This is a genomic window from Tardiphaga sp. 862_B3_N4_1, assembly GCF_051811085.1.
GTDB lineage: Bacteria > Pseudomonadota > Alphaproteobacteria > Rhizobiales > Xanthobacteraceae > Tardiphaga > Tardiphaga robiniae.
The window spans coordinates 550645-576702 of sequence record NZ_JBPWQB010000002.1; the positions used below are offsets into that span (position 1 = coordinate 550645).

Genomic DNA, 26058 nt, shown 5'->3' on the forward strand with positions numbered 1-26058 from the left:
TAACCCCGTAAACTCTGTCGGCAAGAAACCAAGAAACTCTGTCAGCAAGTCTCGGCCTGCTCCTCGATTGCTGCGCTGCATCAGCCGCGCGCCTTTGGAGTGACATGATTGACAATCGAAGGTCGCCTCGATCCGATATGATCGCCGTCGAATTTCGCTGTCAAGTTCATAGTCGCGGCATGCAGGCGAGATGCGAGTGAAAGCATGGTCATGTGGCAGAATCTTTCGCTGCGCGCGCGGATCAATCTCCTGGTAGCGCTCGTACTCGCTCTTGGCCTGGTCGCCAATGTCGTGCGGCTCGCACTGGAAGCTGGCCCGCGCGTCCAGGCCGAGGACCAGAGCGTGATCCGGCTGACACGTGAAGTCATCGAAAGTATCGGAACTGGCCTGAGCGAAGCGCAGGATCCGAATGCGCGGCTTGATAAAATTGTCGCCGATCTGAATCGATTGCGACATGTCAGTATTGTCAGGCAAAGCGATGGGAACATTCCCTCCCCGAAGAGTGACGGTCAGGATCGGAGCGACAGCACGGGTTCTCCGCCATCGTGGTTCGTATCCTTGATTCATCCCGAGCGGATATCGGAATCGGTGTCGGTAACAATTGGCGAGAAGCGGCAGACACTGCTGGTCACCTCGCATCCCGATGACGAGATGCGGGAAATATGGGACGGCATCGTCACCCAGCTGACACTCAGTCTGATCGTTGCAATGGTGCTGTTCGTCGTCACGAGCCTGGTCGTCAGGCGGGCGCTGGCGCCGCTCGATGCATTGTCGCAGGCCATGGTCGATATCGAAGCCGGGAACTATCAGGCACGCGTCGCCCCCGCGGGAGCGCCGGAACTTGCCGCACTCTGCATCCGGCTCAATCATCTCGCAGCCACATTGGGCGATGTGCTCGAGGACCGGCGACGTCTGGCCCAACGGGCCGTCTCGCTGCAGGATATCGAGCGCAAGGATATCGCACGCGAACTGCATGATGAGTTCGGGCCGTATCTGTTCGCCCTGCGCGCCCATGCGGGCGCAGTGATGCGTCTCGCCGATCACGATCCGTCGGGCACAGGTGCCTTGTCGAGGCATGGCGCTGCCATTCTGGCGCAGGTCGATGTCCTGCAGCAGTTCAATCGCCGCATTCTCGAGCGATTGCGGCCGGTCGGGCTGACGGATCTCGGCCTGTCCGGTGCCATTACGGTCTTGCTGCGTCTCTGGCGCGAATCCCATCCGGAGGTCGTTATCGAGAGCCTGATATCCCCGACGCTTGCTCCGCTTGGTGAGGTTGCCGAACTAACCGCCTATCGCGTCGTTCAGGAGGCACTCACCAATGTGTTCCGCCATGCGCAAGCCTCTGCCGTGAGCGTGATCATCGAACCGGTGATGGGGGCGGCGGCGAAGCCTGACTGTGACAACGTGCTGGTCCGCGTGCGCGACAATGGCCGCGGCCTCGATCCTGATCGCAATGGCGGCTTTGGTCTGGTCGGCATGAGAGAGCGGGTCTGGGCCCTGGGCGGGACGCTCACGGTCAGATCTGATGCGGACGGTGTGACTGTCGAGGCCATCATTCCCGTGACGGAGCCGCTGCCAAATGCGCCTGCAACGCGCGATCGGGAATTTGTCCCGACTTTATCGGGAAAATAACTGAGACGGATTTCGACATTTGCAGATAGCGCAGCCTCTCACACTCGCTAGTATCACGCTACCGAACGGTGCCATCAGAGCGCCGACGCGGAATGGGGTGAAACAGATGCGCGTAAGAGTGCTGGTCGTGGCTTCGCTGTCGACGGGTTTTCTACCGGTTTCCGAAACGGCTTTTGCGCAAAGTCCACCTGGAGAACCGCAGGTGCTGCCTCCGGTCGTGGTGTCCGCCCCCGCCACCGCCAGTAGACGCGCCCCCCGGCGTCAGACCACCCAGCGGGTCGCCGAGCGGCCGCGTACGGTCTACGTCTATCCGACCACGCCGACGTCGCGTTCCGGCATCGACGTCGACAAGGTCACGGCGAGTATCAATTATGTCGATGCCCGTGCGATCGAACGTGCCAATTCCCTGAACGTTACTGATGCCCTGCAGCAGCAAGTGCCCGGCATTCTGATCAACGAAGTCGCGGGCAATCCTTTCCAGCCTGACCTGCAATTTCGCGGTTTCGTGGCGTCGCCGGTGGCCGGTACGCCGCAGGGGCTCGCGGTCTATCAGAATGGCGTGCGTATCAACGAAGCCTTCGGCGACACCGTCAATTGGGACCTGATCCCGACCGCGGCGATCCGCTCGGTCAGCGTGGTCACCAATAATCCCGCGTTCGGCCTCAACGCGCTGGGCGGCGCAGTCAACATCCAGATGAAGGACGGCTTCAACTATCAGGGAGCCGAGCTCAGCACGATGGGCGGCTCGTTCGGCCGCATCCAGGGCTCGGCGCAATGGGGCAAGCAGGTCGAGGGATTCGCCGTCTATGGCGCGCTCGAAGGGCTGCATGACAAGGGCTTCCGCAACTTCGCGACATCGGACGTCCGACGCTTTTATGGCGATGTGGGCTATCGCAGCGACAGCAGCGAGCTTCACCTGAATATGGGCGTCGCCAACAACAAGTTTGGCGCCTCGGCGACCGTTCCGGTCGAACTGCTGCAGCAGAATTATGGCGCCACCTATACGACGCCGCAGACCTCGAATAACCGCGTCGGCTATCTCAATTTCACGGGCAAGGTCGAGGCGACGCCGACCTGGACGGTGGAGGCGGCGGCGCATCTGAGATTCTTCCGGAACAAGACCCAGGATGGCAATCCGACCGGCACCCAGCCCTGCGAAGATCCGACCCTCTTGTGCTTCGGCGATGACGACACGCCGGCCAACGGCCTGAACGGCGCGCAAATTGCCAATCCTTTCGCGCCCGGCGCGGTTCTTGGCGAGAATGATCGTACCTCGACGCGCTCGACCACGGTGGGCGGCTCCCTGCAGGCGACCAATACCGATCAGCTGTTCGGCCATAACAACCGCTTTGTCGTCGGCGCCAGCTATTCGTCCAGCGCCAGTCACTTCACGGCCAGCGCCGAACTCGGCACCATCGGCCCGGATTACGTCGTCACCGGCAGCGGGATTTCCCTCGGCCAGTCCGGCGATCCGATCGCGATCGGCCCGGTGTCGTTGCGGACCACCAATCGCTATGGCGGCATTTACGCGCTCGACACGTTCGACGTGACCAATGCCTTTTCGATCACCGGCGGCGGCCGCTTCAACACGGCGCAGATCGTGCTTGAGGATCAGATCGGCACCGCGCTCAACGGTGACCACACTTTCAACCGTTTCAATCCGATCATCGGCGGTACCTACAAGATCACGCCTGAGCTGACCGCCTATGCCGGCTATTCGGAAGCCAACCGCGCGCCGACCCCGCTGGAACTCGGCTGCGCCGACCCTGCCAATCCCTGCATCGTCGGTGCCTTCCTGATCTCTGATCCGCCGCTCAAGCAGGTGGTTTCGCATACGATAGAAGCTGGCCTGCGTGGCACGAAGGAGCTGAATGCGGGCACGCTGGGCTGGAAACTCGGCGCCTTCCGCGCCACCAACACCGATGACATTCTCGCAATCCCGAGCCCGGTGCTGCAAGGCTATGGCTATTTCCAGAATGTCGGCTCGACGCGCCGGCAGGGTATCGAGGCGGAGGTCACGCTGCGTGCACCGACCCTGCAGCTCTATGCGAGCTACGCCTTCGTCGATGCGCGCTTCCTTGATCCGCTCGCGATCGGATCGAACAGCCCGTTCAAGGATGACGACGGCAACGTCCAGATCCTGCCCGGCAACCAGATCCCGGCGATCCCGCGTCACCGCGTCAAGGCCGGGTTCGACTATGCGCTGACTGACGCTTTCAAGGTCGGGGCTGATGCGCTGTTCGTCAGCAGCCAGTATTTCGTCGGCGACGATTCCAACCAGGCGCCGAAACTTGAAGCCTATACCGTGTTCAATGCCCACGCGTCGTACCAGATCGATAAATCCGTGCAGGTCTTCGCCCGCGTCGACAACCTCCTCGACCGACGTTATTCGACATACGGGACTTTCTTCGAGACCGACTCGGTGCCGAATTTTGCCAATGGCGGCGCCCAGTTCACGGACGCACGTTCGGTCAGCCCGGCGCGGCCGCGTGCCTTCTATGCCGGTGTGAAAGTCAGGTTCTGACGAGCGTCGGCGATCAGGCCCGCGTCCAGTAGCGATAGCCGAGCCACCCGAGCAGGAGTGCGCTGGCGAGCCACAACACGAGGATGGCGATCATGCCCGATCTGCTGGTCGGGCGTTCCGCAGCCTCGCGCGCCTTGATCCGGTACTCGGCCATCACCTCGCCCGGGACCAGCGCCACCACGAGCCAGATACCCAGCGGCACGATGATCAGGTCGTCGAGATAGCCAAGGACCGGCACGAAATCCGGAATGAGATCGATCGGCGACAGCGCATAGGCGGCGACAGCGATCGCGAGAACTTTCGCAAACCATGGCACCCGCGGATCGCGCGCGGCGAGATAGACGGCATGCGTGTCCGTCTTGATGTTCCGGGCCCAGCTTTTGATCCGCATCAACATGGATGCGTCGTATCGCACAAGTCAGCTTCAAGATAGCCATTGATATTGCAGCAGAAGTTGGCGGATTTCGTTTCCCCATACGGAGACTCGGATCTTGCCGCCCCAGCCACAGAGGGCCCCGGATGCGCCCTTTGGCGTGTTGAGGAGCTGCCCGTTTCGTGGGAAGACGGCGGAAAGCTGAAAAAGTGTACCCAAAGAATTGCTGGGAGCGAGATGCCATGACCTACCGAGCACCGATCAACGACATGCTGCTGGCCCTGAATCATGGCGCCGGCCTGCAGGCGGCCCTGAAAGCCGGCCATTACGGCGACTTCGACGCCGATATGACCGCTGCCGTGCTTGAAGAGGCCGGCCGCTTTGCCAGTGACGTTCTGGCGCCGCTCAATACCGTGGGCGACAAGAACGGTATCAAGCTCTCGGATAATAAAGTCACCACCGCCCCCGGCTGGCCCGATGCCTATGCGCGCTGGACTGCCGCCGGCTGGAACGGCGTCTCCGGCCCCGAAGCCTTCGGCGGCCAGGGCCTGCCGCTGGCGATCAATGCCGCCTGCACCGAGATCTGGAGCGCGTCGAATATCGCTTTCGGCCTCTGCCCGCTGCTGACGCTCTCCGCCATCGAGGCGCTCGACGCCCATGGCAGCGATGAGCTCAAGAAGATCTATCTGGAAAAGCTGGTCACCGGCGAATGGACCGGCACCATGCAGCTCACCGAGCCGCAGGCCGGCTCCGATGTCGGCGCGCTGCGCTCGCGCGCCGAGCGTGCGCCGGACGGCAGCTATCGCATCTCCGGCACCAAGATCTTCATCACCTATGGCGATCACGACATGACCGATAACATCGTGCATTTCGTGCTTGCGCGATTGCCCGACGCCCCCGCCGGTACCAAGGGCATCTCGCTGTTCCTGATCCCGAAATTCCTGGTCAATGCCGACGGCTCGCTCGGTGAACGCAACGATATCCATGCGTCCGGCGTCGAACACAAGCTCGGCATGCACGCCTCCCCCACCTGCACCATGACCATGGGCGACAAGGGCGGCGCGGTCGGCTACCTCATCGGCGAGGAAAATCGCGGCATGCTCTGCATGTTCACGATGATGAACCAGGCCCGGCTCGGCGTCGGGCTTGAAGGCGTCGGCATTGCCGACCGCGCCTATCAGCAGGCACTGGCCTTCGCGCAGGAGCGTAAACAAGGCCGCGGTATCGGCAGCAAGACGGCCGGCATGGATCCGATCATCGTCCATCCCGACGTCAAGCGCATGCTGATGCAGATGCGTTCCCTCACCGCCGCCGCGCGGACCATCTGCTACGCCACCGCCGTGGCGCTCGACATCGCCGCACGTTCGCCCGACGCCAAGGTGCGCACCGAAGCGGCCGCGCGCGGCGCACTGCTGACGCCGATCGCCAAGGCCTTCTCCACCGATATTGGCAATGAAGTGACGTCACTGGGCGTGCAGATCCATGGCGGTATGGGCTTCATCGAGGAGACCGGCGCTGCGCAGCACTACCGCGATGCGCGCATCACCGCGATCTATGAAGGCACCAACGGTATCCAGTCGATCGATCTCGTCACGCGCAAACTCGCGGCATCGGGCGGCGAATCCGTATGGGCACTGCTGGACGAACTCGGAGGCATCGTGTCGCGCGTCGAGGCCTCCAACGATCCCGCCTTCGGCACCACCGGCGCAAAACTCCGCGACGCGCTCGGCTCGCTGGAGCGTTCGAGCAAGTGGCTGCTGGAGAAGCTGGCCTCGGCGCCGAACGACGCACTGTCCGGCGCCACGCCCTATCTGCGGCTGTTCGGCTCCGCGCTCGGCGGATGCATGCTGGCCAACGAAGCCCTTGCCGCACGCGATGGCGACGGCGACGCTGCACGCTATGTGACAGTTGCGCGGTTCTTCGCCGAGAATGTTGCGGTGCAGGCTGGTTCGCTTGAACGCACCGTGATGGACTCCAGTGAATCCGTGATGTCGGCCGATGCTGTTTTGCTGGCATAAACCATCGCCCACCATATCGGCCGCAGCGGATTGATGTAATATCCGGCAGAGGAAACGCGGCAGCCGCGCTTTTTGCGGGGCGCTATGGGCTATGCCAGGGAATTGACATGACCGAACATCTGATCGTGACCGACGACGAGGCCACGCGCGTGATCACGCTGCGCCGGCCGGAAAAGAAGAACGCGTTGACGCAGGACATGTATCACGCCATGTCGGACGCGATCGACACCGCGCAGAACAATCCCGATATCCGCTGCATGATCATCACCGGCGGCTCCGGCGCTTTCACCGCGGGCAACGACCTGCAGGATTTTCTGAAGGACAGCGCCGAAAAGGCCGAGTCCCCACGCGCGTCGAACGCCGTGAAGTTTCTGTATTCGCTGGCGCAGAACACCAAGCCGATCATCGCCGCGGTGGATGGCATTGCCATCGGCATCGGCACGACCATGCTGTTCCACTGCGACTATGTGCTGGCCTCGACCACCGCAACCTTCTCAACGCCGTTCATTCATCTCGGCCTGGTGCCGGAAGCCGCCTCCAGCCTGCTGTTCCCGCGCACCATGGGTCATCAGCGGGCCTTCGCCGCGCTGGTGATGGGCCGCACGATGACGGCGGAAGATGGCCAGGCCGCCGGTTTCATCAACGAAATCGTGCCGCCCGGTCACACCGAAGTCGAGGCGCGCAAGGTCGCACGCGAGATCTGCGCATTGCCGGTGGAAGCCGTGGCAATCTCGCGCCGGCTGCTGAAGCTCCCGCCCGAGGATCTCACGCGGCGGATCGATCAGGAGAGCCATCTGTTCGGCGAGCGCATGAAGTCGCAGGAAGCGAGCGCGGCGTTCAAGGCGTTCTTCGCGCGCAAGAAGGGGTGATGATTCTGCGCTTTCTTAACCTCTCCCCGTTCTTCACGGGGAGAGGTCGACGTTCAGGCGCGCAGCGCATGAACGTCGGGTGAGGGGCATGGCACTGTCGTCAACGCAATTGTGAGCTATCGTGTCGCTGTCATGTCAAACGATAGCGGCATGAATGACCACTCATCGCAACCAAAGCTGCGAATATCCGACCTGAGAGACCCTCCGCTTTGCTGACATCGTGCCCTGCCCCTCACCCGACCGGCTTCGCTGCGCTTCGCCGGTCGACCTCTCCCCGCCTAGCGAAGCTGCGCTTCGCATGGACACGGGGAGAGGTTAAGACCATCGTACTTGCGGTGCTCGCGGCATGGTCGCTGAGCTTTACGGGTGCTTACGCCCAGACCCCCACCCCCGTCGACGTCACCGTCCTTGCCATCAACGACTTCCACGGCAATCTGCGCCCTGCCCCCGGCGGTATCAGTATCGACGATCCCGCCGACAGGACGAAGAAGATCACCGTGCCCGCCGGCGGCGCCGAGCATATGGCGACGCTGGTCAAGCAGCTCCGCGCCGGCAAGGCGAACAGCGTATTCGTGGCCGCGGGCGACCTGATCGGCGCCAGCCCGTTTCTCTCCGCGCTGTTTCATGATGAACCGACCATCGAGGCACTATCGATGATGGGCCTTGAGATCGCCTCGGTCGGCAATCACGAATTCGACGAAGGCCGCGAGGAGCTGCTGCGCATGCAGAACGGTGGCTGCCATCCCGTCGATGGCTGCCAAGGCCCGCATCCGTTTGCCGGCGCGACGTTCAACTATCTCGCCGCCTCGACCATCGATACCAAGACCGGCCAGTCGCTGCTGCCGTCCTATCAGATCAAGACATTCGACGGCATTCCCGTCGCCTTCATCGGCCTGACGCTGAAAGGTACGCCCGGCCTCGTGGCGCCGCCCGGCATTGCCGGTCTCGAATTCAGGGACGAAGCCGAGACGGTCAATGCGCTGGTGCCCGAACTGAAGGCCAAAGGCGTCGAGGCCATCGTGGTGCTGATCCATGAGGGCGGCTTCCCCACCGGCGACTACAATGAATGCCCGGGCATCTCCGGACCAATCGTCGATATTGTGAAGAAGTTCGACAAGGCGGTCGATGTCGTGGTCAGTGGTCACACGCACCGCGCCTACACCTGCCAGATCGACGGACGCCTCGTCACGTCAGGCGACAAATACGGCACGCTGGTCACCACCATCGACCTCAAGCTCGACCGTACGACGCGCGATGTCATCAGCGCCAAGGCCGACAACGTCATCGTGCGCACGGCGACCTATCCCGCCGATCCCGCGCAGACCGCCTTGCTCGCCGCCTATGACAAGGTTGCCGCGCCGATCGCCCGCCGTCCTGCGGGATCGATCACCGCAACGCTGTCGCGCATGCCCGACATGACGACCGGCGAAAGCCCACTTGGCGATATCATCGCCGACGCACATCTCGCCGCGACATCGGCCGGCAATCTCGGCGCCGCCGTGATCGCCTTTACCAATCCCGGCGGCATCCGCGCCGACATCACCAGATCGGCCGACGGCAGCGTGACCTATGGCGACGTCTTCGCAGCGCAGCCGTTCCGCAACCAGCTGGTGACGCTGACGCTCACCGGCGCGCAAATCAAGGCGATGCTCGAGCAGCAATGGAACACGCCGAGCCGGCCGCGCATCCTGCAGGCCTCGAAAGGCTTCAGCTACGCGTGGGACAACACGGCGGCGGCGGGTCAGCGCGTCCCGCCCGGGCGCATGATGCTGGATGGCAAGGTGATCGATCCCACGGCCAACTATCGCGTCACCGTGAACGGCTTTCTGGCCGTCGGCGGCGATGGCTTCACGGTATTGAAAGAGGGCAAGGAGCCGCTGGTCGGCGTCTACGATGTCGATGCGCTGAACGCTTACATGAAGGCCAACAGCCCGGTGTCGCCGATGCCGCTGGGGCGGATTGCGCGGGTGGATTAGCGGAACGACTGTCTGCCCGAAGCTGTCATTCCGAGGCCCGGAATCTCGATCCACACTCGTCATTCCCCGGCAAACCAATTGGTTTGCCTGAGGGCGCACGAAAGCGGCGGAGCCGCTGTAGTGCGAACCCGGAATCTCGATGTGTTTGGCACGATCAGAGACTCCCATGCCGAGATTCCGGGTTCGCGATACGCCGCCTGCGGCGTCTCCTCGCGCCCCGGAATGACAGTTTGGGGCGCCCAAACATTTTTTCCTATCCCCCGTTGACAATATCCCTGCATTGATTATATTCCCCCTCTGTCCTGCCCCACCGAGAGGGGCGATCGCGATCGTCACGTTCGCGGGGTGGGATGCGGTGGACGCCGGAGATGCGGCGTCACGCGGTTCATGGGGGAACGTCTGTCTTCGGGCAGGACGGATCTGCGCCAGCACTGCCACTGGCAAGGAGACGGCCGACCTTCGGATGGAAAGACGCCCTGGACAGTGTGACGGACGACCAAGTCAAAACGTGTCCGGCCCAGTCGCTTGAGGCTCCCTTCCCATCGCCTTGGGACTTTAATTCGCGATCGGAGCGTTCGTCGAGGCAAAGTGCAAGCAACCGAAAAAACACCGCATGCGGAACGCCGGGCACTTGCTCGGCGCCTCCGAAAGTCCTGATGCACACTCAATTGCGGAAGACCGCATTCGCATCAGGCCCAAGGGTGCAACGGGCACCTGGCGTTCCGCACGCCCTCTCACAAGGGGGTGGGAATGCAAAGGACGACGGCGCCCCGCGCCGCAAACAATGGGGGCGATGACGCATGTCTGAAGAGCAGTGGCTGTTTGAAATTTGAATCTGCGATGGAGGCGCCGCACCCACAGGTGTCATCCCCGGGCTTGACCCGGGGATCCAGCTTGGCCCGCACACCGTCGCACAAGAAAGATGGATGGCCGGGTCAAGCCCGGCCATGACGTGGGGAGAGGCCTGGGATTATTGCGAAGCTCGCTTCGCGCCATCTGGCCATGACGATCATGAAATTCAACCGCTCCACCTTCTACGCCACGTTTCTCCGATCGATCTCGCTATGGACATCGAACGGCTCCGGCCGGCCCACCGCATATCCCTGCGCAAAGTCCACGCCGATCTCGGTGAGCGTCGTGATGATCTCGTCGCTCTCGACAAATTCCGCCACCGTCCGCTTGCCCATGATCTTGCCGATATGGCTGATCATCTCGACCATGGCGCGGTCGATCGGATCGGTGAGCATGTCCTTGACGAAGGAGCCATCGATCTTGAGATAGTCCACAGGCAGGTGCTTGAGATAGGCGAAGGACGACATGCCGCTGCCAAAATCGTCCAGCGAGAAGCGGCAACCGATCTGCTGCAGCGCCTGGATGAATTTATTGGCATCGGCGAGATTGGCGATGGCGCTTGTCTCGGTGATCTCGAAGCAGATGATGGTCGGCGGTATCCGATAGATGCGGAACTGCTCGCGGACATAGTCCAGAAAGCTTTCATCCTTGAATGTCGCGCCGGACAGATTGATGGCGCAGGTCGAGACCGGCGTCGCACCTTCGACCAATCGCGCGGCGAGAATGATGAACGCATTCCTGACCACCCAGCGATCGATCAGCGTCATCAAACCATAACGTTCTGCCGCGGGAATGAAATGGCCGGGCGCAACCAGTTGCCCCGCCTCGTCGCGCAGCCGCAACAACAGTTCGACATGCAGAGTGCCATCCTCGCGCTCGCTGAGCGGAATGATCTTCTGGGCATAGAGACAGAAGCGATCCTGTTCCAGCGCATCGTGAATGCGCTGGACCCAGTTCATTTCGCCGAACCGCTGCAGCAATTCGGAATCGCTGGGCTGATGCAGTGTAACGCGATTGCGGCCTTTCTCCTTGGCCATGTAACAAGCTGCATCGGCCGCGCGCAGCGCTTCTTCCAGTGTCACCTCGGGCTGCGCGATACAGACGAGGCCGATACTGACGGTGACGTTGAACGAACGTCCGTTCCAGACGAAGTTCAGCTCTTCGACCGTCCGCCGCAATCGCTCGGCGGTCGCCGCCGCACGATCCGGCTCGCAGCGTTCCAGCAGCACAGCGAATTCATCGCCGCCGAGGCGGGCCAACAGATTGTCCGGGCGCAGATGTTTTTTCAGTATGCCCGAGACCTGCCGCAGCAGATGATCGCCGGCAGCATGGCCACAGGTGTCGTTGACGATCTTGAATTGATCGAGATCGAGGAACATCAGTGCATGCGGCCGCGCATCGGCGTCGATCCGCGGCAATGCGTATTGGACCCGACGCTCGAATTCGCGGCGGTTCGCCAGCCCCGTCAGTGCATCATGCGAGGCCTGGAACGCGAGACGTGAGATGTATTTCTGCTCACGCTCCTTCTCGATCTTCAGCGCCGTCTCGAAGCGCTGACGCTGGATCAGCAGATTACGTGTCCGCCAGATGCCGAGCAGGATCAACAGCGCCGCGGTGAACACATTGGCGACCAGCAGAATGCCTTGAATGGCGCGGGAGCCGATGCCGAGGCGTCGGGAGAACTCCACTGCCAGCGGCGAGGTCTGTTCATTGATCTGGTCGATTTGCGCCTTCAGGGCTGCAAGGCGCATCGATCCCACCTTGCCATCGGTGACGCTGGCGTGAATGGCGTCGGCCGTATCCACCAAATTCTGGATCACGGGATCGGTGGCGTGCCAGGTCTCGATGGCTCGGGCGAGATAGACGACCTTGCTGAAATTGCGAAACAGCGAGATCATGCCGGGGATGTCTGCGGCATCGTTGCCGCCTTGCAGGAATCCGTCATAGGCAGCCCGCAGATCCGGCACCGCCTGTTCGAGCGCGCGGCGCGCGATGAGATCCCCGAGCGGCACGGCGATGCTCGCCTGATAGAGACGATAATATTTGTCGTCGCCGGTCTCGGCATAGAGGCTGAGCGAATGCACCGCCTCCATCTGCCCCTTCGACCATCGGCTTTCGCCGGTGACATAGGCGCGGACCGACGACAGGATGTGGATGCTGGTGCCGGCGAGAAATGCCTGCAGCAAGACGATGGCAACGAACGGCCACACCGAACGCAAGAGATGGGGTACGCGCCTTGGATATTTCGATTCACTCATCGCGTACGAACCCACCCCAGACGCGAGCGCAACTGCGGAGTCCGACGATGGAATATGCGCACCTTCTCCGCAGAATGCCGCGGCCTCCACCGATAGCAGCCGCGACTTAACGCGCATTTCAATTCCGCGGCGTCAGGCGGTGTCGATGAAACGACATGAATCGAATGTGAAGAAAGCGATCCATAATTCTGATCGGTAGCTTTGTTAGGGGACGACCGCACCAGCGATGCCCCCCTATCGGAACCTGACCTGACCGGCTAGGTTATCGTCTCATCATACCAGCGCACCCTGCGCTTGCGGACCATTTGCATGACGACACTTCTTCTGAGCCATCCGGCCTCGCTCGATCACCTCACCCCGCCCGGTCATCCCGAACGCCCCGACCGTATGCGCGCGGTGGCGCAGGCACTCAGCGAAGACCGCTTCAACGCGCTGGTGCGGGGCGAAGCGCCGGAGGGCAATCTCGACGTCGTCAGCCTCTGTCATGACAATCATTACATCGATGAGCTGCGCCATGTCGCGCCGAGCAGCGGCCTCGTCTATCTCGACGGCGACACGTCGATGTCCCCCGGCACCTGGGAAGCGGTGATGCGCGGCGTCGGCGGCGCAATCGCGGCGACCGACGCGGTGATGAAAGGCGAGCACACCAATGCCTTCGTCGCGACGCGCCCGCCCGGCCATCATGCCGAGCACAACAAGCCGATGGGCTTCTGCTTCTTCGATCAGGCGGCGATTGCAGCGCGGTATGCGCAGCGCACCTACGGCATTACCCGCGCGGCCGTCGTGGATTTCGACGTCCACCATGGCAATGGCACGCAGGACATTTTCTGGGCCGACCCCACCGTGATGTATTGCTCGACACATCAAATGCCGCTGTTTCCCGGTACCGGTGCATCCCAGGAGCGCGGCGAGCACGACACAGTCGTCAATGCCCCGCTGCATGACGGCGACGGCAGTGCAAAATTTCGCTCTGCCTTCGACAATCTCATCCTGCCGCAACTCCAGAAATTCGCACCGGAACTGCTGATCATCTCTGCCGGCTTCGATGCGCATCGTCGCGATCCGCTCGCGTCGCTTAATCTGGACGCCGAGGATTTCGGCTGGGTGACGCGCAAGCTGATGGATCTCGCCGACAGCACCGCCGGTGGCCGCATTGTCTCGGTACTCGAGGGTGGTTATGATCTGCAGGGCTTGAAAGAATCGGCCGCGGCCCATGTCTCTGCGCTGATGGGGGCATCGCGCTGAAAGGGGCGCAGGTCGCAAAACGTACCCGCCACAATACGCCCTCAAACATATCTTTGACTCCGTCCTTCCAAAATGCGCACACGGGAAACCGAATGGCCGAGAACACCCATGCTGACGTCAAGAAGCTGACGTTTGAGACCGCGATCGAAGAACTGGAATCGATCGTGAAGCGCCTCGAAGACGGCAAGGTGCCGCTGGAAGAGTCGGTCGCCATCTATGAGCGCGGCGAGGCGCTGAAGCGGCGTTGCGACGAATTGCTGCGTCAGGCCGAAGCCCGCGTGGACAAGATCACCACGGATTCGAACGGCAAAGCGGTCGGCACCGAACCGCTGGACGTCCAGTAGGAAATCGCGCGGCTGAGACCTCGCACCACCCCGCGGCCGAATTAGCGCTTGGCGCATGGCGCGGCCTGTTTATAGTCCGCCGTCAGTCCGGGGAACCAGCGTGCGCGTCCAGCACCGTCATGTCATCTATGTGCAGGGATACGATCCGCGGGGACTCTCGCAGTATTACCGCATGTTTCGGACCGAACTGCGCAAGTTCGGCCGCCTTTATGGCCTGACCACCTCGGTCAGCCGACCGAAAGGTCATACGGACGGCGAATTCGCGCATGAATCCGCCTCCTGGCGCATCGAAACCTCGGGCGACGGCTGGCAGACCACGACCGATTACGATTTCCTGCGCTGGGAAGACATGATCCAGCGCGATCTGGCCGTGCCGATCTGGCGCACGCTGATCCACGCCATCGCCATCTATTGGGGCCTTGTCTTCTCCGGCACGATGGGCCGGTTCTGGAAGGCGCATTGGCGCTTCGCCACCTTCATCAGCTGGCCCCACGTCCTGCTACTCAACGGAGCGATCTGGTCGGCGGGCATCGCCTGGCTGTTCGCGCTAGGGCTGCAGGCACTTGGAATACACGGATTTCTGGTGGGCTGCGGCGCTGCGGCGGTGTTCGTGGCGGTGCTCGGCACGCTGCTGAAATACACCGAAAAGCACACCTATCTGCTTTATCTGATGGCCGATACGATCTTCACTTGGCAGTTTTCCCACGGCAACCGGCCGGACTGGGACGCCCGGATCGACCGCTTCGCGCAGCATCTGGTCCAGGTCGCCAAGTCTACCAAAGCGCAGGAAATCGTACTGGTCGGTCACAGCTCCGGCTCGTTCCTTGGCTCCGAAATCCTCGCCCGCGCGCTGAAACTCGATCCGGAACTCGGTAGCCACGGCCCTCGCGTCGTGCTGCTGACGCTCGGCGGCAATATGCCGATCGTCGGCTTCCATAGAGTCGCGCAAGGCTTTCGCGACAATTTGCGGCTGCTGGCCGTGGAGCCTTCCATCGACTGGATCGACTGCCAATCCCGCAAGGACGTGATGAACTTCTTTCCGTTCGATCCCATCGCCGGTCACGGGATCGACGCCGGCCCGGCCCGGCGGAATCCAACCATCGTCCCCGTCCGGTTCCGCGAAATCATCCGCCCGGAACATTACAACCGGTTCCGTTGGAAATTCTTCCGGGTGCACTTCCAATTCGTCATGGCCAATGAGCGGCCGCATGCCTACGATTTCTTCATGATCGTTTGCGGGCCTGTGCCTCTCAGGGGGCGTGTCAGTCAGCCGGCCACAACTTTGGCGTTGGTGGATGGCACCCCCACTACCCGCGAAAACGCATGGAAAAAGCTCGATTTGGGCGCGAAGAGCCCTACCCACACGGGTTCCCATGAGACGGAACCGGTCGCCCGGCGCATCGGCTAGGCACACCGCGCGAATGTCCACAGCGCCTTTGTGCTGCCACCCCCGCAGGCACAGCGGTTGGCTTTGGCCATCGCTTTGGTGTAAAGGGACTAGGACTATGCGCTGACGAGCAGGCTGAAACGCCGGCCGTTAACGTAGATAAGCGCTTCATTCATCTGGCAAAAATGATCAGATGAAGTCGCCGCCAAGCATGTTAGATATCACACTGAAAAATCGAAGCCCATTATAAGGCCTCGAAACAGGCTTCCCGGTTCTGGAGGCTGCGGTTGTCCAGTGGGCGCGCGGAAACGCGACGGCCCCGATGCCAGACGCAGTCCCGGACATGTAAAATTGGAATAGTGCCGTGACCGATTTTAGTAAGACACCGTTGCTCGATACCATCAAGACTCCGGCCGATCTCCGGAAGCTGAAGATCGAGCGGGTTCGTCAGGTTGCCGACGAGCTTCGTCAGGAAACCATCGATGCGGTGTCCGTCACCGGCGGCCACTTCGGCGCCGGTCTTGGCGTTGTCGAACTGACCACCGCCCTCCACTACGTCTTCGATACGCCGCGCGACCGCATCATCTGGGACGTCGGCCATCAGGCCTATCCGCACAAGATCCTCACCGGTCGCCGCGACCGCATCCGTACGCTCCGCACTGCCGGTGGCCTGTCGGGCTTCACCAAGCGCAGCGAGAGCGAATACGATCCGTTCGGCGCCGCGCATTCCTCGACCTCGATTTCTGCTGGCCTCGGCATGGCGGTCGCCCGCGACCTCTCCGGCGGCAAGAACAACGTTATCGCCGTGATCGGTGACGGTTCGATGTCGGCAGGTATGGCTTATGAAGCCATGAACAACGCCGGCGCGATGAATTCCCGCCTCATCGTCATCCTGAACGACAACGACATGTCGATCGCGCCGCCGGTCGGCGCCATGTCGGCCTATCTGTCGCGCATGTATTCGGGCAAGACCTATCGCTCGCTGCGCGATGCCGCCAAACAGCTCGGCAAACATCTGCCGAAGCTGATTGCAGACCGCGCCGAGCGCGTCGAAGAATATTCACGCGGCTTCATGGTCAACGGCGGCACGCTGTTTGAAGAGCTCGGCTTTTACTATGTCGGCCCGATCGACGGTCACAACCTCGATCACCTGCTGCCCGTACTGCAGAACGTCCGCGACATGGAGACCGGCCCGATCCTGCTCCACGTCGTGACCCAGAAGGGCAAGGGCTACGGTCCGGCCGAAGCCGCCGCTGACAAATATCATGCGGTCGTCAAATTCGACGTCGCCACCGGCACCCAATCGAAGTCCAAGCCCAACGCCCCGGCCTATCAGAACGTGTTCGGCCAGAGCCTCGTCAAGGAAGCCGAGAAGGACGACAAGATCGTCGCCATCACCGCGGCCATGCCGTCGGGTACAGGCGTCGACATCTTCAACAAGGCGTTCCCGAACCGCACCTTCGACGTCGGCATCGCCGAGCAGCATGCGGTGACCTTTGCGGCTGGCCTCGCCACCGAAGGCTACAAGCCGTTCTGCGCGATCTACTCGACCTTCCTGCAGCGCGGCTACGACCAGATCGTCCACGACGTGGCGATCCAGAATCTGCCCGTGCGCTTCGCCATCGATCGTGCCGGACTGGTCGGTGCGGATGGTGCGACCCATGCGGGCTCATTCGACAATGCCTATCTCGGCTGTCTGCCGAACATGGTCATCATGGCCGCCTCCGACGAAGCCGAACTGGTGCACATGGTCGCGACCCAGGTCGCCATCAACGATTCACCGAGCGCCCTGCGCTACCCGCGCGGCGAAGGCCGCGGCGTCGAGATGCCTGAAGTCGGCATCCCACTGGAAATCGGCAAGGGCCGCATCGTCCGCGAAGGCAGCAAGGTTGCTCTTCTGTCGTTCGGCACGCGCCTTGCCGAATGTGAGAAGGCCGCCGACGAACTCGCCGCCCATGGCCTGTCGACCACGATTGCCGACGCACGCTTCATGAAGCCGCTCGACACTGACATGATCCTCAAGCTCGCCCGCGATCACGAGATCCTTCTGACCGTCGAAGAAGGTTCGATTGGCGGCTTCGGCTCGCATGTGATGCAGCTGCTCGCCGACAACGGCATGCTCGACGGCGGTCTGCGCATGCGTTCGCTGGTGCTGCCCGACATGTTCCAGGATCACGACACGCCGGCAGCGATGTATGCCCAAGCGGGTCTGGACTCCAAGGGGATCGTCAAGAAGGTGTTCGAGACCCTCGGCAAGGATTTCAAGGCCGAGACCGTCAAGCTCGCTTGATCTGTCGTTGAACGCGACATCGCGTTTGCAATTGCGAAGAGAATACGACGAGGCAATTCGGCAGGAACCGCCGGATTGCCTCGTTCTCGTCTGAATTGGCTCGTCAATGTCGGCGCGGCTCACCATGAGACGGGGACTTCATGAATATCTATCTCGCAGGCCCCGACGTGTTCCTGCCCAATGCCGCCGAGATCGGCCGGCAGAAGGTCGCGCTCTGCAAGCGCTACGGCGCGCACGGGTTCTTCCCGCTCGATAACGCCATCGACATCAATGCCGGCGACGCTTCGCGCCAGATCTTCCACGGCAACGAAGCGATGATGAATCATTGCGACATTATCATCGCCAATCTCACGCCGTTCCGCGGTCCCAGCGCCGATGCCGGCACGGTGTTCGAGCTTGGCTATATGGCGGGCCACGGCAAGCTCTGCTTCGGCTATTGCAATGACCCCACGCTCTATATCGACCGTGTCCGCCGCATGACAGAGGTCACCGATCGGGACGGACATCTGGTGGATGCGGATGGGCTCACCGTCGAAAATTTCGGCCTCGCCGACAATCTAATGATGATCCACGCGCTCGATCTCTATGGCGCGCCCATGATCGTCCCCCGCGAAGCACCCAATGATCTCTGGCAGGATCTGACGAGCTTCGAAGCCTGTTTGAAACTTGCTGCATCGTACTGACCATGACGAAATCTCAGAACACTGCTGCCGCGCCGCGCAAACGCGCCGATACGCTTCTCGTCGACCGCGGAATTTTCGAAAGCCGCGCGCGTGCGCAAGCCGCCATCGAAGCGGGGCTTGTGAAGGCCAACGGCAAAGCGGTCGCCAAAGCGTCAGAACCGCTACTGCTCGACGCCGCGATCGAGGCTGAACCGGCGCATCCCTGGGTCTCGCGCGGCGGGGTCAAGCTGGCCGGCGCGCTCGAGCTATATCCGATCGAGATCGAGGACCACGTCTGCCTCGACGTCGGCGCCTCCACCGGCGGTTTTACAGAAGTGCTGCTCGCCAACGGCGCCAGCATGGTCTTCTCCATCGATGTCGGGCACAGCCAGCTTCATCCATCGCTGCACGGCCATCCGAAAATCATCTCGATGGAAGAAACGGATATCCGCAGCTATGAGAACAAGCGCCTGCCGGCCCGCCCGGATGTGGTCGTGATCGATGTCAGCTTCATTTCGTTGAAGGCGGTACTGCCCATCGCGCTGTCGCTCGCCGCGGCGCCGATGAGTCTGCTGGCGCTGATCAAGCCGCAATTCGAGGCCGACCGGAAGCAATCCAAGCGCGGCATCATCAAGAACGCTGCCGTGCATCAGGCCATCTGCGACGACATCACGGATTTTGCCAGGACGCTCGGCTGCACCGATATCGAGGTCTTCCCGTCGTCGATCACAGGCGGCGATGGCAATATCGAGTTCTTCATGGGTGCCCGGCGTGGCTGAACACCTGACCATCGATCATGTCGGCCAGCGCGGCGACGGCGTCAGCCTCACCAGTGGCGCGTCGCTGTTCGTGCCCTACACGCTGGCGCATGAGATCGTCGAGACGGAACGCGACGACGAACATCCGGAGCGTCGACGATTGCTGCAGATCGACACCGCCAGCTCGGAACGAATTGATCCGTTCTGCACCTACTTCACGCGCTGCGGCGGCTGCGCCATCCAGCATTGGCAACCCGATCCCTATCAGGCCTGGAAGCGCCAGATCGTGATCGACACGCTGGCGCAGGCGAAGATCACTTGCCCGGTCGATCCGATCGTCGATGCCCATGGCGCCGGCCGCCGTCGCGTGACGTTGCATGCCCGGCGTGGCAGCGATGGCGGACTGCGTGTCGGCTTCGCGGCATCGGCAAGCCACGCCATCATCGCTATCGACGCGTGCCCGATTCTGGATCCCGCGCTGGATGGCGCGCTCGATGCAGCGCGCGCGCTGGCCGAGGTGTTGAAGCCGGTCAGCAAGCCCTTGGACATTCAGGTGACGGCGGCCAGCAACGGACTCGATATCGACGTCCGCGGCACCGGGCCATTGCCGACCGCTATCATCACAGCGCTGTCGCGCATCGCCGAGGCGCACAAACTGGCACGCCTCACGCGGCATGGTGAACTCGTGCTGATGCGCGTACCGCCTGTGGTCACGATGGGCAGCGCGCAGGTTACACTGCCGCCGGGCTCATTCCTGCAGGCCACGGCCGCCGGTGAAGAGACATTGGCGGCGCTTGTGCTCCAGCTCGGCAAAGGCGCGAAGAACATTGCCGACCTGTTCTGCGGCATCGGTCCCTTCGCGCTGCGGTTGGCCACCAAGTCGAAGATTACAGCTTTCGATAGCGATGCAGGCGCGATCACATCGCTGCAGCAGGCCATCAAGGACACCAAGGGCCTGAAGCCCATCAAGGCAGAGATGCGCGACCTGTTTCGCCGTCCACTGGTGCCGCAGGAATTGCGCGACTTCGACGCTGTCGTGTTCGATCCGCCGCGCCAGGGCGCGCAGGCACAAGTCGAACGGCTCGCGGCCAGCAGGATCCCCGTCGTCGTCGCCGTGTCGTGCAACGTCCAGACCTTCGCACGCGATGCAAAGACCCTGATCGATGGCGGCTACAAGCTCGACCGCGTCACACCCGTGGACCAGTTCCGGCATACGCCCCATATCGAATTGGTGGCCCGCTTCAAACGCTAGTTGTCTTTTCACGGTGCTTGCGCTGGAGTGCACTCACGCTGCCGCACAAGTGCAGCATGGAGGCGACGTGACACCCATCGATCCCAACATTCTGCCGGCTGGAATTCGCTCGCGCTTTGTCGAGGACATCAACGGTTTGCGCGTCCATGTGCTGGAGGCCGGCTTCGAAACCAAGGGCCGGCCCTGCATCCTGCTGGTGCACGGATTTCCCGAGCTGGCCTTCAGCTGGCGCAAGGTGATGCCGCAGCTTGCCGCTGCCGGCTATCACGTGATTGCGCCCGACCAGCGCGGCTATGGCCGCACCACCGGCTGGAGCGCGGACTATGATGGCGATCTGCGTCCCTTCAATCTGCTCAACCTCGTGCGCGACGCGGTAGGGCTGGTCGCAGCTTTCGGCTATCGCCATGTCGACGCCGTGGTCGGACACGACTATGGCAGCTCGGTCGCAGCCTGGTGTGCGCTGGTGCGGCCGGACATCTTCAGATCCGTTGTGCTGATGAGCGCGCCCTTTGCCGGGCCTCCGCCGCTGCCATTCGGCACCGCCGATCAGCCGGCACTGCCGAAGGCCGAAGATCCCGTGCATCGCGACCTCGCGGCATTGCCGCGGCCGCGCATCCACTATCAGTGGTATTACGCCACACGCGATGCCAACGCTCATATGCAACATGCGCCACAAGGTGTGCATGATTTCCTGCGCGCCTATTATCATCACAAGAGTGCGGACTGGCCGGGCAACACGCCCACTCCATTGCAGGGCTGGACGGCGAATGAACTTGCGAAACTGCCGACCTATTATGTGATGGACCGCGACCAGACCATGGCCGTGACCGTCGCGGCAGAGATGCCGACGCCTGAACAGATCGCATCATGCAAATGGCTGCCGGACAATGAACTGGCCTTCTATGCCGGTGAATATGCCCGCACCGGCTTCCAGGGCGGATTGCAATGGTACCGCTGTAACACGACAGGCGCGTTCAATGCCGACTACGAGACCTTTGCCGGTCGCACCATCGACGTCCCTTCAGCTTTCATTTCGGGCAAGCAGGACTGGGGCATCTATCAGCGTCCCGGCGCCATCGAGACGATGCAAAACAGCGCCTGCACGAATATGCGCGCGGTGCACCTGATCGACGGCGCAGGCCATTGGGTGCAGCAGGAACAACCACAAGAGGTCAGCCGCTTGCTGCTCAAGTTCCTGAAAGATAACGGTCCGCGCTCATAGTCCCTGCGATCAGGTCAGGCCAGCATCAGCCGACTGGCCTCCTCCATGCTGACATCGCGCTCACCCAGCAGATGCGCGACGATCTGCTTCTGGGTTTCGCTTTCGATCACAGCAAACGGATCGGGCGCCATCAGGCGATGATCGATGACGAGGCGCGACAGCAGCAGGCGCCGGGCGTCGCCGCGCCGGGCGTGGATGCGGTGCGCCTCCCATGTGAGTGCCACGGCGCTGGCCACATGATACAGCGAGCTCGTTGCGCGGCGGGCATCGCCCTCATTGTCCGAACGTGCAGCCACCTCACGGGCAAAGTCGATCGCCTTGTCTGTCAGACCGCGCAGGCGATCCCGCCATGCCTGCGGCACGCTTGGCGAGTCATCGAGCCGCGCATGCAAGTCGGCAGCAAGCGCAGCCTCCGCGCCGTGCCGCCCAACCGCACGTGTCAGCGCATCGAGCGCGACGATATTACCGGTGCCTTCCCAGATCGAGCCGAGATGCGCATCGCGCAGCAGCCGCGCGGTGGCGAATTCCTCGATGTAACCGACACCGCCGCGCATCTCCATCGCGTCGCCGCAGACCTTGCGCGCGTCACGGGTAGCACGGAATTTCAGCGTCGGCGTCAGGATCCGCAGCAGTGCTGCAGCGTCCTGGCTGCCGGCCTCTGCACGGTCCAGCGCATCCGCGGTGAGGAAGCTCATCGACAACGCCTGCTCGGTCGCCAGCATGATCTTCATCAACTGCCGCCGCGCCAGCGGCATGTCGATAATGCGCTGGCCGAACACGACACGTCCACGCGCGACTGCCATCGCATCGTGCCAGGCGCGGCGCATCAGCGAGGTCGACTTCACGCCATTCGACAGGCGCGACGAATTCACCATCTCGGCCATCTGCACGAAGCCGCGATCGAGCTTGCCGACAGCATAAGCGATAGCGCCCTCAAGCTTGATCTCACCTGATGCCATCGACCGCGTGCCGAGCTTGTCCTTCAGGCGCACGATCCGGTAGTGATTGGGCGTGCCGTCATCGAGCGTCCGCGGCATCAGGAACAGGCCGACGCCCTTGGTGCCGCCGACCGCACCTTCCGGCCGCGCCAGCAGCATCACGACCTTCGCATCGGCATTGGAGCAGAACCACTTTTCTCCATACAGCCGCCAGTGATCGCCCTCCTGCACGGCCCGCGTCGTCAGCTTGCCGACGTCGGAGCCGCCTTCCTTCTCGGTCATGAACTGGCCGCCCTGGGTCAGCTTGCTCATGTCGGTCTGCGTCAGCCCGTCGAGATATTTCGCCTTGAGCGCATCGTCGCCGTAATTCGACAGCAGCTTCGCAGCACCGTCGGTGACATTGATCGGGCAGCCCATGCCGAACTCGGCCTGGTTGAACAGGAACGTAAAGGCGTGTTTGGCCGCCACCGGATAGGTCGAGGGCCAGCCCATAATGCCCTTGCGATGCGACAGCGCGTGAATGCCGAACTCGCCGAAGGCTGCGTTCTCCAGTTCGCGATAGGCCGGGTGATATTCGACCCACTGCACGTCCTGGCCGAACTTGTCGCGCTGATGCAGCACGGGTCCATGCTTGTCGGCCATCCGCCCGGCTTCATCGAGCGGCCCACCGACAAGACCGCCCAGCCGATCGAGATGCGGCTCGATATGGTTGAACAGATCCTCCGGCAGATGAATACGCAGCAAATCGGTCAGTGCCGGATCGGCCCGGTAGAAATTCATGCCGGACGTGTCGGGTGCGATCAGATTGGCGGCAATCTGGGCGTGGGCGTTCATGACGGCCTCTTGTGTTTGGCAGTTGCGTTTCCATCTTCATCATGCGCCTGCCGCGCCAGCGAATAAAGTGCCCCAGCCGGAGATTTGATCCATGGAAATTCCGCATTACGAAACCGCTTTGATCGTCGGCGTCGGTGGGGGCATCAGCGCATCGCTGGCGAGGCTGCTGTCCAAACAGGGCATCCGCGTCGCACTCGCCGCCCGCAATCCCGGCAAGCTGGATGCGCTGTGCCAGGAGACCGGCGCCAAGGCCTTTGCCTGCGACGCGACCCAGGCCGGAGATGTCGCCAAGCTGTTTGCAGATGTCGAACGCCAGATCGGCGCGCCCGATATCGTCGTCTACAACGCCAGCCAACGCGCCCGTGGGCCTTTCATCGAGCTCGCACCTCCCGATGTTGCACAATCCATCGCCGTTAGCGCCTTCGGCGGATTTCTGGTCGCGCAACAGGCATTGCAGCGCATGTTGCCCAACAAGCACGGCGCCATCCTGTTCACTGGTGCCTCCGCGAGTATCAAAGGCTTCGCACAATCGGCACCCTTCGCCATGGGCAAGTTCGCGTTGCGCGGAATGGCGCAGTCGTTGGCCCGCGAGTTTGCACCGCAAGGGATCCACATCGCCCACTTTGTCATCGATGGCGGCATTCGCAGTTCAGTCCGCGTTGAGCCAGCGGACAGGCCGGACTCGATGCTCGACCCCGATGCCATCGCCATGAATTACTGGAACGTGCTACAGCAGCCGCGCAGTGCCTGGAGTTCGGAGCTCGAAATCCGTCCATGGGTCGAAAAATTCTGACGCGAGAACGGGGCGAGATACATGAGTGAAGCCGTACAGGTCATCAACACCGGCACCGGTGAGCTGCTGTGCGAGATCCGCGAGCGCGTTGCCGTCATCACCCTGAACCGGCCGGAAGCGCGCAACTCGCTGTCGGACCATCTCACGCCTGCATTGCGCACAATGATCCGCACCTGCGGCGAAAACCCCGATGTCGGCGCGCTACTGATTACAGGCGCCGGCACGGCCTTCTGCTCCGGCGGGGACGTGAAGGGCATGGGCGCTCATCGCAAGCAGTCCACGCTCGATATGTCCTTCGACGAACGCGTTGCCGACCTGCAGGAGCGCCAGCGCCTGCTGACCGGTGCGCTGGTCGCCGTACGCAAGCCGACCATTGCCGCCCTGCCCGGCCCCGCTGCAGGCGCCGGCCTTGCCATAGCCATGGCCTGCGACATCCGCATCGCGGCGCAATCGGCTTTCGTTTCCACCGGCTATCTGCGCGTCGGCCTCAGCGGCGATTACGGCATCGCCTGGCTGCTGACGCGTCTTGTCGGCACGGCCCGCGCGCGCGAGCTGATGTTCACTGCCGACAAAGTCGAGGCAACCCGCGCCGAAGCCATCGGGCTGTTCAACCGCGTGGTGCCGGACGACAGGCTGCAGGACGAGGCTTTCGCACTGGCGCGCGGCATGGCGCAGGGGCCGACGCTGGCGTTGCGCTACATGAAGGACAATCTCGATGAGGCACTGGCCTTCGATTTTGCGACGGCGCGGGACCATGAGGCCGAGCGGCTGATCCGCACGACCATGACGGCAGATCACCGCGAGGCGGTGCAAGCCTTCATCGAGAAGCGCAAGCCGAACTTCAAAGGCAACTGATGCGCATCTAAACCTTCGACTTCACTAAAGCCGGCGTCTTGGCAAAATCGACAAAGGCCCGCAATGCCGCCGGCAGTTGTCGGCGGCTGGGATAATACATGAAGAAGCCGGGATAGGCCGGGCACCAATCAGCGAGGACCCGCACCAGCTTGCGCTTGGCGATCAACTCCTCGACCTGCCCTTCGAACACGTAAGCCAGTCCGGCTCCGTCCAGCGCAGCGTCCACCATCAGGTCCTGATCGTTCAAAGTGAGCGTGCCCGCGACATCGATCTCGACCTCGATGCCACCGCGCTCGAACTCCCAGCGATACAGCGCGCCACCCCAGAAGCGATAGCGGATACACGGCAGGTCTTTCAGCTCGTGCGGCGTCTGCGGCGGCTTGTGTTGCTTGAAGAAGCCGGGTGACGCAACGACCGCCGATCGCTGCCGCGGGCCGATCGGCACGGCAATCATGTCCGCCGCAACAGTTTCGCCGAAGCGGATGCCCGCATCGAAACCGGCCGAGACCATGTCGACAAGACCGTCATTCACGGCAATCTCGACATTGATCTCCGGATAGGCTTTCAGAAATCGCGTGACGATCGGCAGCAGCACGAGCTGTGCGGATTGCCGGGCGGCGTTGAAGCGCAACGTCCCCGCCGGCTTGCCGCGAAAATGGTTGAGGTCCTCCAGCGCATCATTGATGTCCTGAAACGCCGGACTGACCCGCGCGAACAACCGCTCGCCCGCCTCCGTCAGCGCGACGCTGCGGGTGGTGCGATTGACCAGCCGGACATCAAGACGCTCCTCGATGCCGCGCAAGGCGTGGCTCAGCGCGGAGGCGGATACGCCCAGCTCAATGGCGGCATTGCGAAAGCTGCGATGCCGGGCAATCGCCAGAAAGGTGGCGAGGTCGGCCGGGCCGATCAGGCTCATTGTTGAATCCGACTCATGAACACATGGAACAAATAGAGGATTATTTCAGTTCTGGCGAGC

19 protein-coding genes are annotated in these 26058 nt (G+C 62.4%); 15 read left to right on the plus strand and 4 right to left on the minus strand.

All coding sequences use genetic code 11. The features are described from left to right. The first annotated feature begins 210 nt into the window (after positions 1-210). Together AB8B02_RS19870 and AB8B02_RS19875 are read left to right on the plus strand one after the other, a co-directional pair. Complete coding sequence (locus AB8B02_RS19870; protein ID WP_439064951.1) at positions 211-1632, plus strand: ATP-binding protein; 1422 nt, start codon at positions 211-213, stop codon at positions 1630-1632. 106 nt (positions 1633-1738) lie between these two features. After that, positions 1739-4156 (plus strand): TonB-dependent receptor, encoded by a 2418-nt coding sequence (locus AB8B02_RS19875; protein WP_439064952.1) that lies wholly within the window; start codon positions 1739-1741, stop codon positions 4154-4156. A gap of 13 nt (positions 4157-4169) precedes the next feature. Here the strand turns inward: AB8B02_RS19875 and AB8B02_RS19880 are convergent, their stop codons facing one another. Beyond that, a complete protein-coding gene (locus tag AB8B02_RS19880) occupies positions 4170-4553 on the minus strand; it encodes a YkvA family protein (protein ID WP_439064953.1) in 384 nt (127 codons plus the stop codon). Between the two features lie 218 nt (positions 4554-4771). On the opposite strand from AB8B02_RS19880, the gene AB8B02_RS19885 reads away from it, so the two are divergent. The 3 genes from AB8B02_RS19885 to AB8B02_RS19895 all read left to right on the plus strand — a co-directional run bounded on the left by AB8B02_RS19885 (position 4772) and on the right by AB8B02_RS19895 (position 9392). After that, on the plus strand, positions 4772-6547 hold the full coding sequence (locus AB8B02_RS19885; protein ID WP_439064954.1) for an acyl-CoA dehydrogenase: 1776 nt from the start codon (positions 4772-4774) through the stop codon (positions 6545-6547). Positions 6548-6654: 107 nt separating this feature from the next. Further along, complete coding sequence (locus AB8B02_RS19890; RefSeq protein WP_089265991.1) at positions 6655-7416, plus strand: crotonase/enoyl-CoA hydratase family protein; 762 nt, start codon at positions 6655-6657, stop codon at positions 7414-7416. Between the two features lie 323 nt (positions 7417-7739). Then, positions 7740-9392: a bifunctional metallophosphatase/5'-nucleotidase gene (locus AB8B02_RS19895; RefSeq protein ID WP_439065905.1), complete on the plus strand. Its 1653-nt coding sequence runs from the start codon at positions 7740-7742 to the stop codon at positions 9390-9392. Positions 9393-10426: 1034 nt separating this feature from the next. Here the strand turns inward: AB8B02_RS19895 and AB8B02_RS19900 are convergent. Next, positions 10427-12502: a putative bifunctional diguanylate cyclase/phosphodiesterase gene (locus AB8B02_RS19900; RefSeq protein ID WP_439064955.1), complete on the minus strand. Its 2076-nt coding sequence runs from the start codon at positions 12500-12502 to the stop codon at positions 10427-10429. Positions 12503-12811: 309 nt separating this feature from the next. Here AB8B02_RS19900 and AB8B02_RS19905 point away from each other — a divergent pair, with 309 nt between their 5' ends. The 8 genes from AB8B02_RS19905 to AB8B02_RS19940 all read left to right on the plus strand — a co-directional run bounded on the left by AB8B02_RS19905 (position 12812) and on the right by AB8B02_RS19940 (position 21662). Continuing rightward, entirely contained in the window at positions 12812-13747 is a 936-nt protein-coding gene (locus AB8B02_RS19905; RefSeq protein ID WP_093757041.1) for a histone deacetylase family protein, read from the plus strand. Positions 13748-13839: 92 nt separating this feature from the next. After that, on the plus strand, positions 13840-14091 hold the full coding sequence (locus AB8B02_RS19910) for an exodeoxyribonuclease VII small subunit (protein WP_089265989.1): 252 nt from the start codon (positions 13840-13842) through the stop codon (positions 14089-14091). 100 nt (positions 14092-14191) lie between these two features. Further along, entirely contained in the window at positions 14192-15499 is a 1308-nt protein-coding gene (locus tag AB8B02_RS19915) for a hypothetical protein (RefSeq protein ID WP_439064956.1), read from the plus strand. A gap of 343 nt (positions 15500-15842) precedes the next feature. Beyond that, the gene (gene dxs, locus AB8B02_RS19920; protein ID WP_184511912.1) at positions 15843-17768 is read left to right on the plus strand and encodes a 1-deoxy-D-xylulose-5-phosphate synthase; all 1926 of its coding nucleotides are present in this window, start codon (positions 15843-15845) and stop codon (positions 17766-17768) included. A gap of 140 nt (positions 17769-17908) precedes the next feature. Next, on the plus strand, positions 17909-18451 hold the full coding sequence (locus AB8B02_RS19925) for a nucleoside 2-deoxyribosyltransferase (RefSeq protein ID WP_439064957.1): 543 nt from the start codon (positions 17909-17911) through the stop codon (positions 18449-18451). Positions 18452-18453: 2 nt separating this feature from the next. Continuing rightward, positions 18454-19209, plus strand: coding sequence for a TlyA family RNA methyltransferase (locus tag AB8B02_RS19930; protein WP_439064958.1), 756 nt, complete (start codon positions 18454-18456; stop codon positions 19207-19209). Beyond that, complete coding sequence (locus AB8B02_RS19935; RefSeq protein WP_439064959.1) at positions 19202-20440, plus strand: class I SAM-dependent RNA methyltransferase; 1239 nt, start codon at positions 19202-19204, stop codon at positions 20438-20440. Before AB8B02_RS19930 ends, AB8B02_RS19935 begins: the two co-directional genes overlap by 8 nt. A 76-nt stretch (positions 20441-20516) precedes the next feature. Next, positions 20517-21662 (plus strand): alpha/beta fold hydrolase, encoded by a 1146-nt coding sequence (locus AB8B02_RS19940; protein WP_439065906.1) that lies wholly within the window; start codon positions 20517-20519, stop codon positions 21660-21662. Positions 21663-21676: 14 nt separating this feature from the next. Here the strand turns inward: AB8B02_RS19940 and AB8B02_RS19945 are convergent, their stop codons facing one another. Next, a complete protein-coding gene (locus tag AB8B02_RS19945) occupies positions 21677-23434 on the minus strand; it encodes an acyl-CoA dehydrogenase family protein (protein ID WP_439064960.1) in 1758 nt (585 codons plus the stop codon). Between the two features lie 91 nt (positions 23435-23525). Here AB8B02_RS19945 and AB8B02_RS19950 point away from each other — a divergent pair, with 91 nt between their 5' ends. Both AB8B02_RS19950 and AB8B02_RS19955 read left to right on the plus strand, forming a co-directional pair. After that, positions 23526-24227 (plus strand): SDR family NAD(P)-dependent oxidoreductase, encoded by a 702-nt coding sequence (locus tag AB8B02_RS19950; RefSeq protein WP_439064961.1) that lies wholly within the window; start codon positions 23526-23528, stop codon positions 24225-24227. A gap of 21 nt (positions 24228-24248) precedes the next feature. Next, complete coding sequence (locus AB8B02_RS19955) at positions 24249-25082, plus strand: enoyl-CoA hydratase (protein ID WP_439064962.1); 834 nt, start codon at positions 24249-24251, stop codon at positions 25080-25082. 7 nt (positions 25083-25089) lie between these two features. Here the strand turns inward: AB8B02_RS19955 and AB8B02_RS19960 are convergent, their stop codons facing one another. Beyond that, positions 25090-25998 carry a LysR family transcriptional regulator gene (locus tag AB8B02_RS19960; RefSeq protein ID WP_439064963.1) on the minus strand — a complete coding sequence of 303 codons (909 nt, stop codon included), beginning with the start codon at positions 25996-25998 and terminating at the stop codon, positions 25090-25092. Positions 25999-26058 lie beyond the last annotated feature (60 nt).

Coding starts and splice junctions, on each gene's coding strand:
- AB8B02_RS19945 (WP_439064960.1), bottom strand. CDS start 23,434: ATGAACGCCCACGCCCAGATTGCCGCCAATCTGATCGCACCCGACACG.
- AB8B02_RS19950 (WP_439064961.1), top strand. CDS start 23,526: ATGGAAATTCCGCATTACGAAACCGCTTTGATCGTCGGCGTCGGTGGG.
- AB8B02_RS19910 (WP_089265989.1), top strand. CDS start 13,840: ATGGCCGAGAACACCCATGCTGACGTCAAGAAGCTGACGTTTGAGACC.
- AB8B02_RS19955 (WP_439064962.1), top strand. CDS start 24,249: ATGAGTGAAGCCGTACAGGTCATCAACACCGGCACCGGTGAGCTGCTG.
- AB8B02_RS19870 (WP_439064951.1), top strand. CDS start 211: ATGTGGCAGAATCTTTCGCTGCGCGCGCGGATCAATCTCCTGGTAGCG.
- AB8B02_RS19905 (WP_093757041.1), top strand. CDS start 12,812: ATGACGACACTTCTTCTGAGCCATCCGGCCTCGCTCGATCACCTCACC.
- AB8B02_RS19930 (WP_439064958.1), top strand. CDS start 18,454: ATGACGAAATCTCAGAACACTGCTGCCGCGCCGCGCAAACGCGCCGAT.
- AB8B02_RS19900 (WP_439064955.1), bottom strand. CDS start 12,502: ATGAGTGAATCGAAATATCCAAGGCGCGTACCCCATCTCTTGCGTTCG.
- AB8B02_RS19890 (WP_089265991.1), top strand. CDS start 6,655: ATGACCGAACATCTGATCGTGACCGACGACGAGGCCACGCGCGTGATC.
- AB8B02_RS19925 (WP_439064957.1), top strand. CDS start 17,909: ATGAATATCTATCTCGCAGGCCCCGACGTGTTCCTGCCCAATGCCGCC.
- AB8B02_RS19880 (WP_439064953.1), bottom strand. CDS start 4,553: ATGTTGATGCGGATCAAAAGCTGGGCCCGGAACATCAAGACGGACACG.
- AB8B02_RS19875 (WP_439064952.1), top strand. CDS start 1,739: ATGCGCGTAAGAGTGCTGGTCGTGGCTTCGCTGTCGACGGGTTTTCTA.
- AB8B02_RS19960 (WP_439064963.1), bottom strand. CDS start 25,998: ATGAGCCTGATCGGCCCGGCCGACCTCGCCACCTTTCTGGCGATTGCC.
- AB8B02_RS19885 (WP_439064954.1), top strand. CDS start 4,772: ATGACCTACCGAGCACCGATCAACGACATGCTGCTGGCCCTGAATCAT.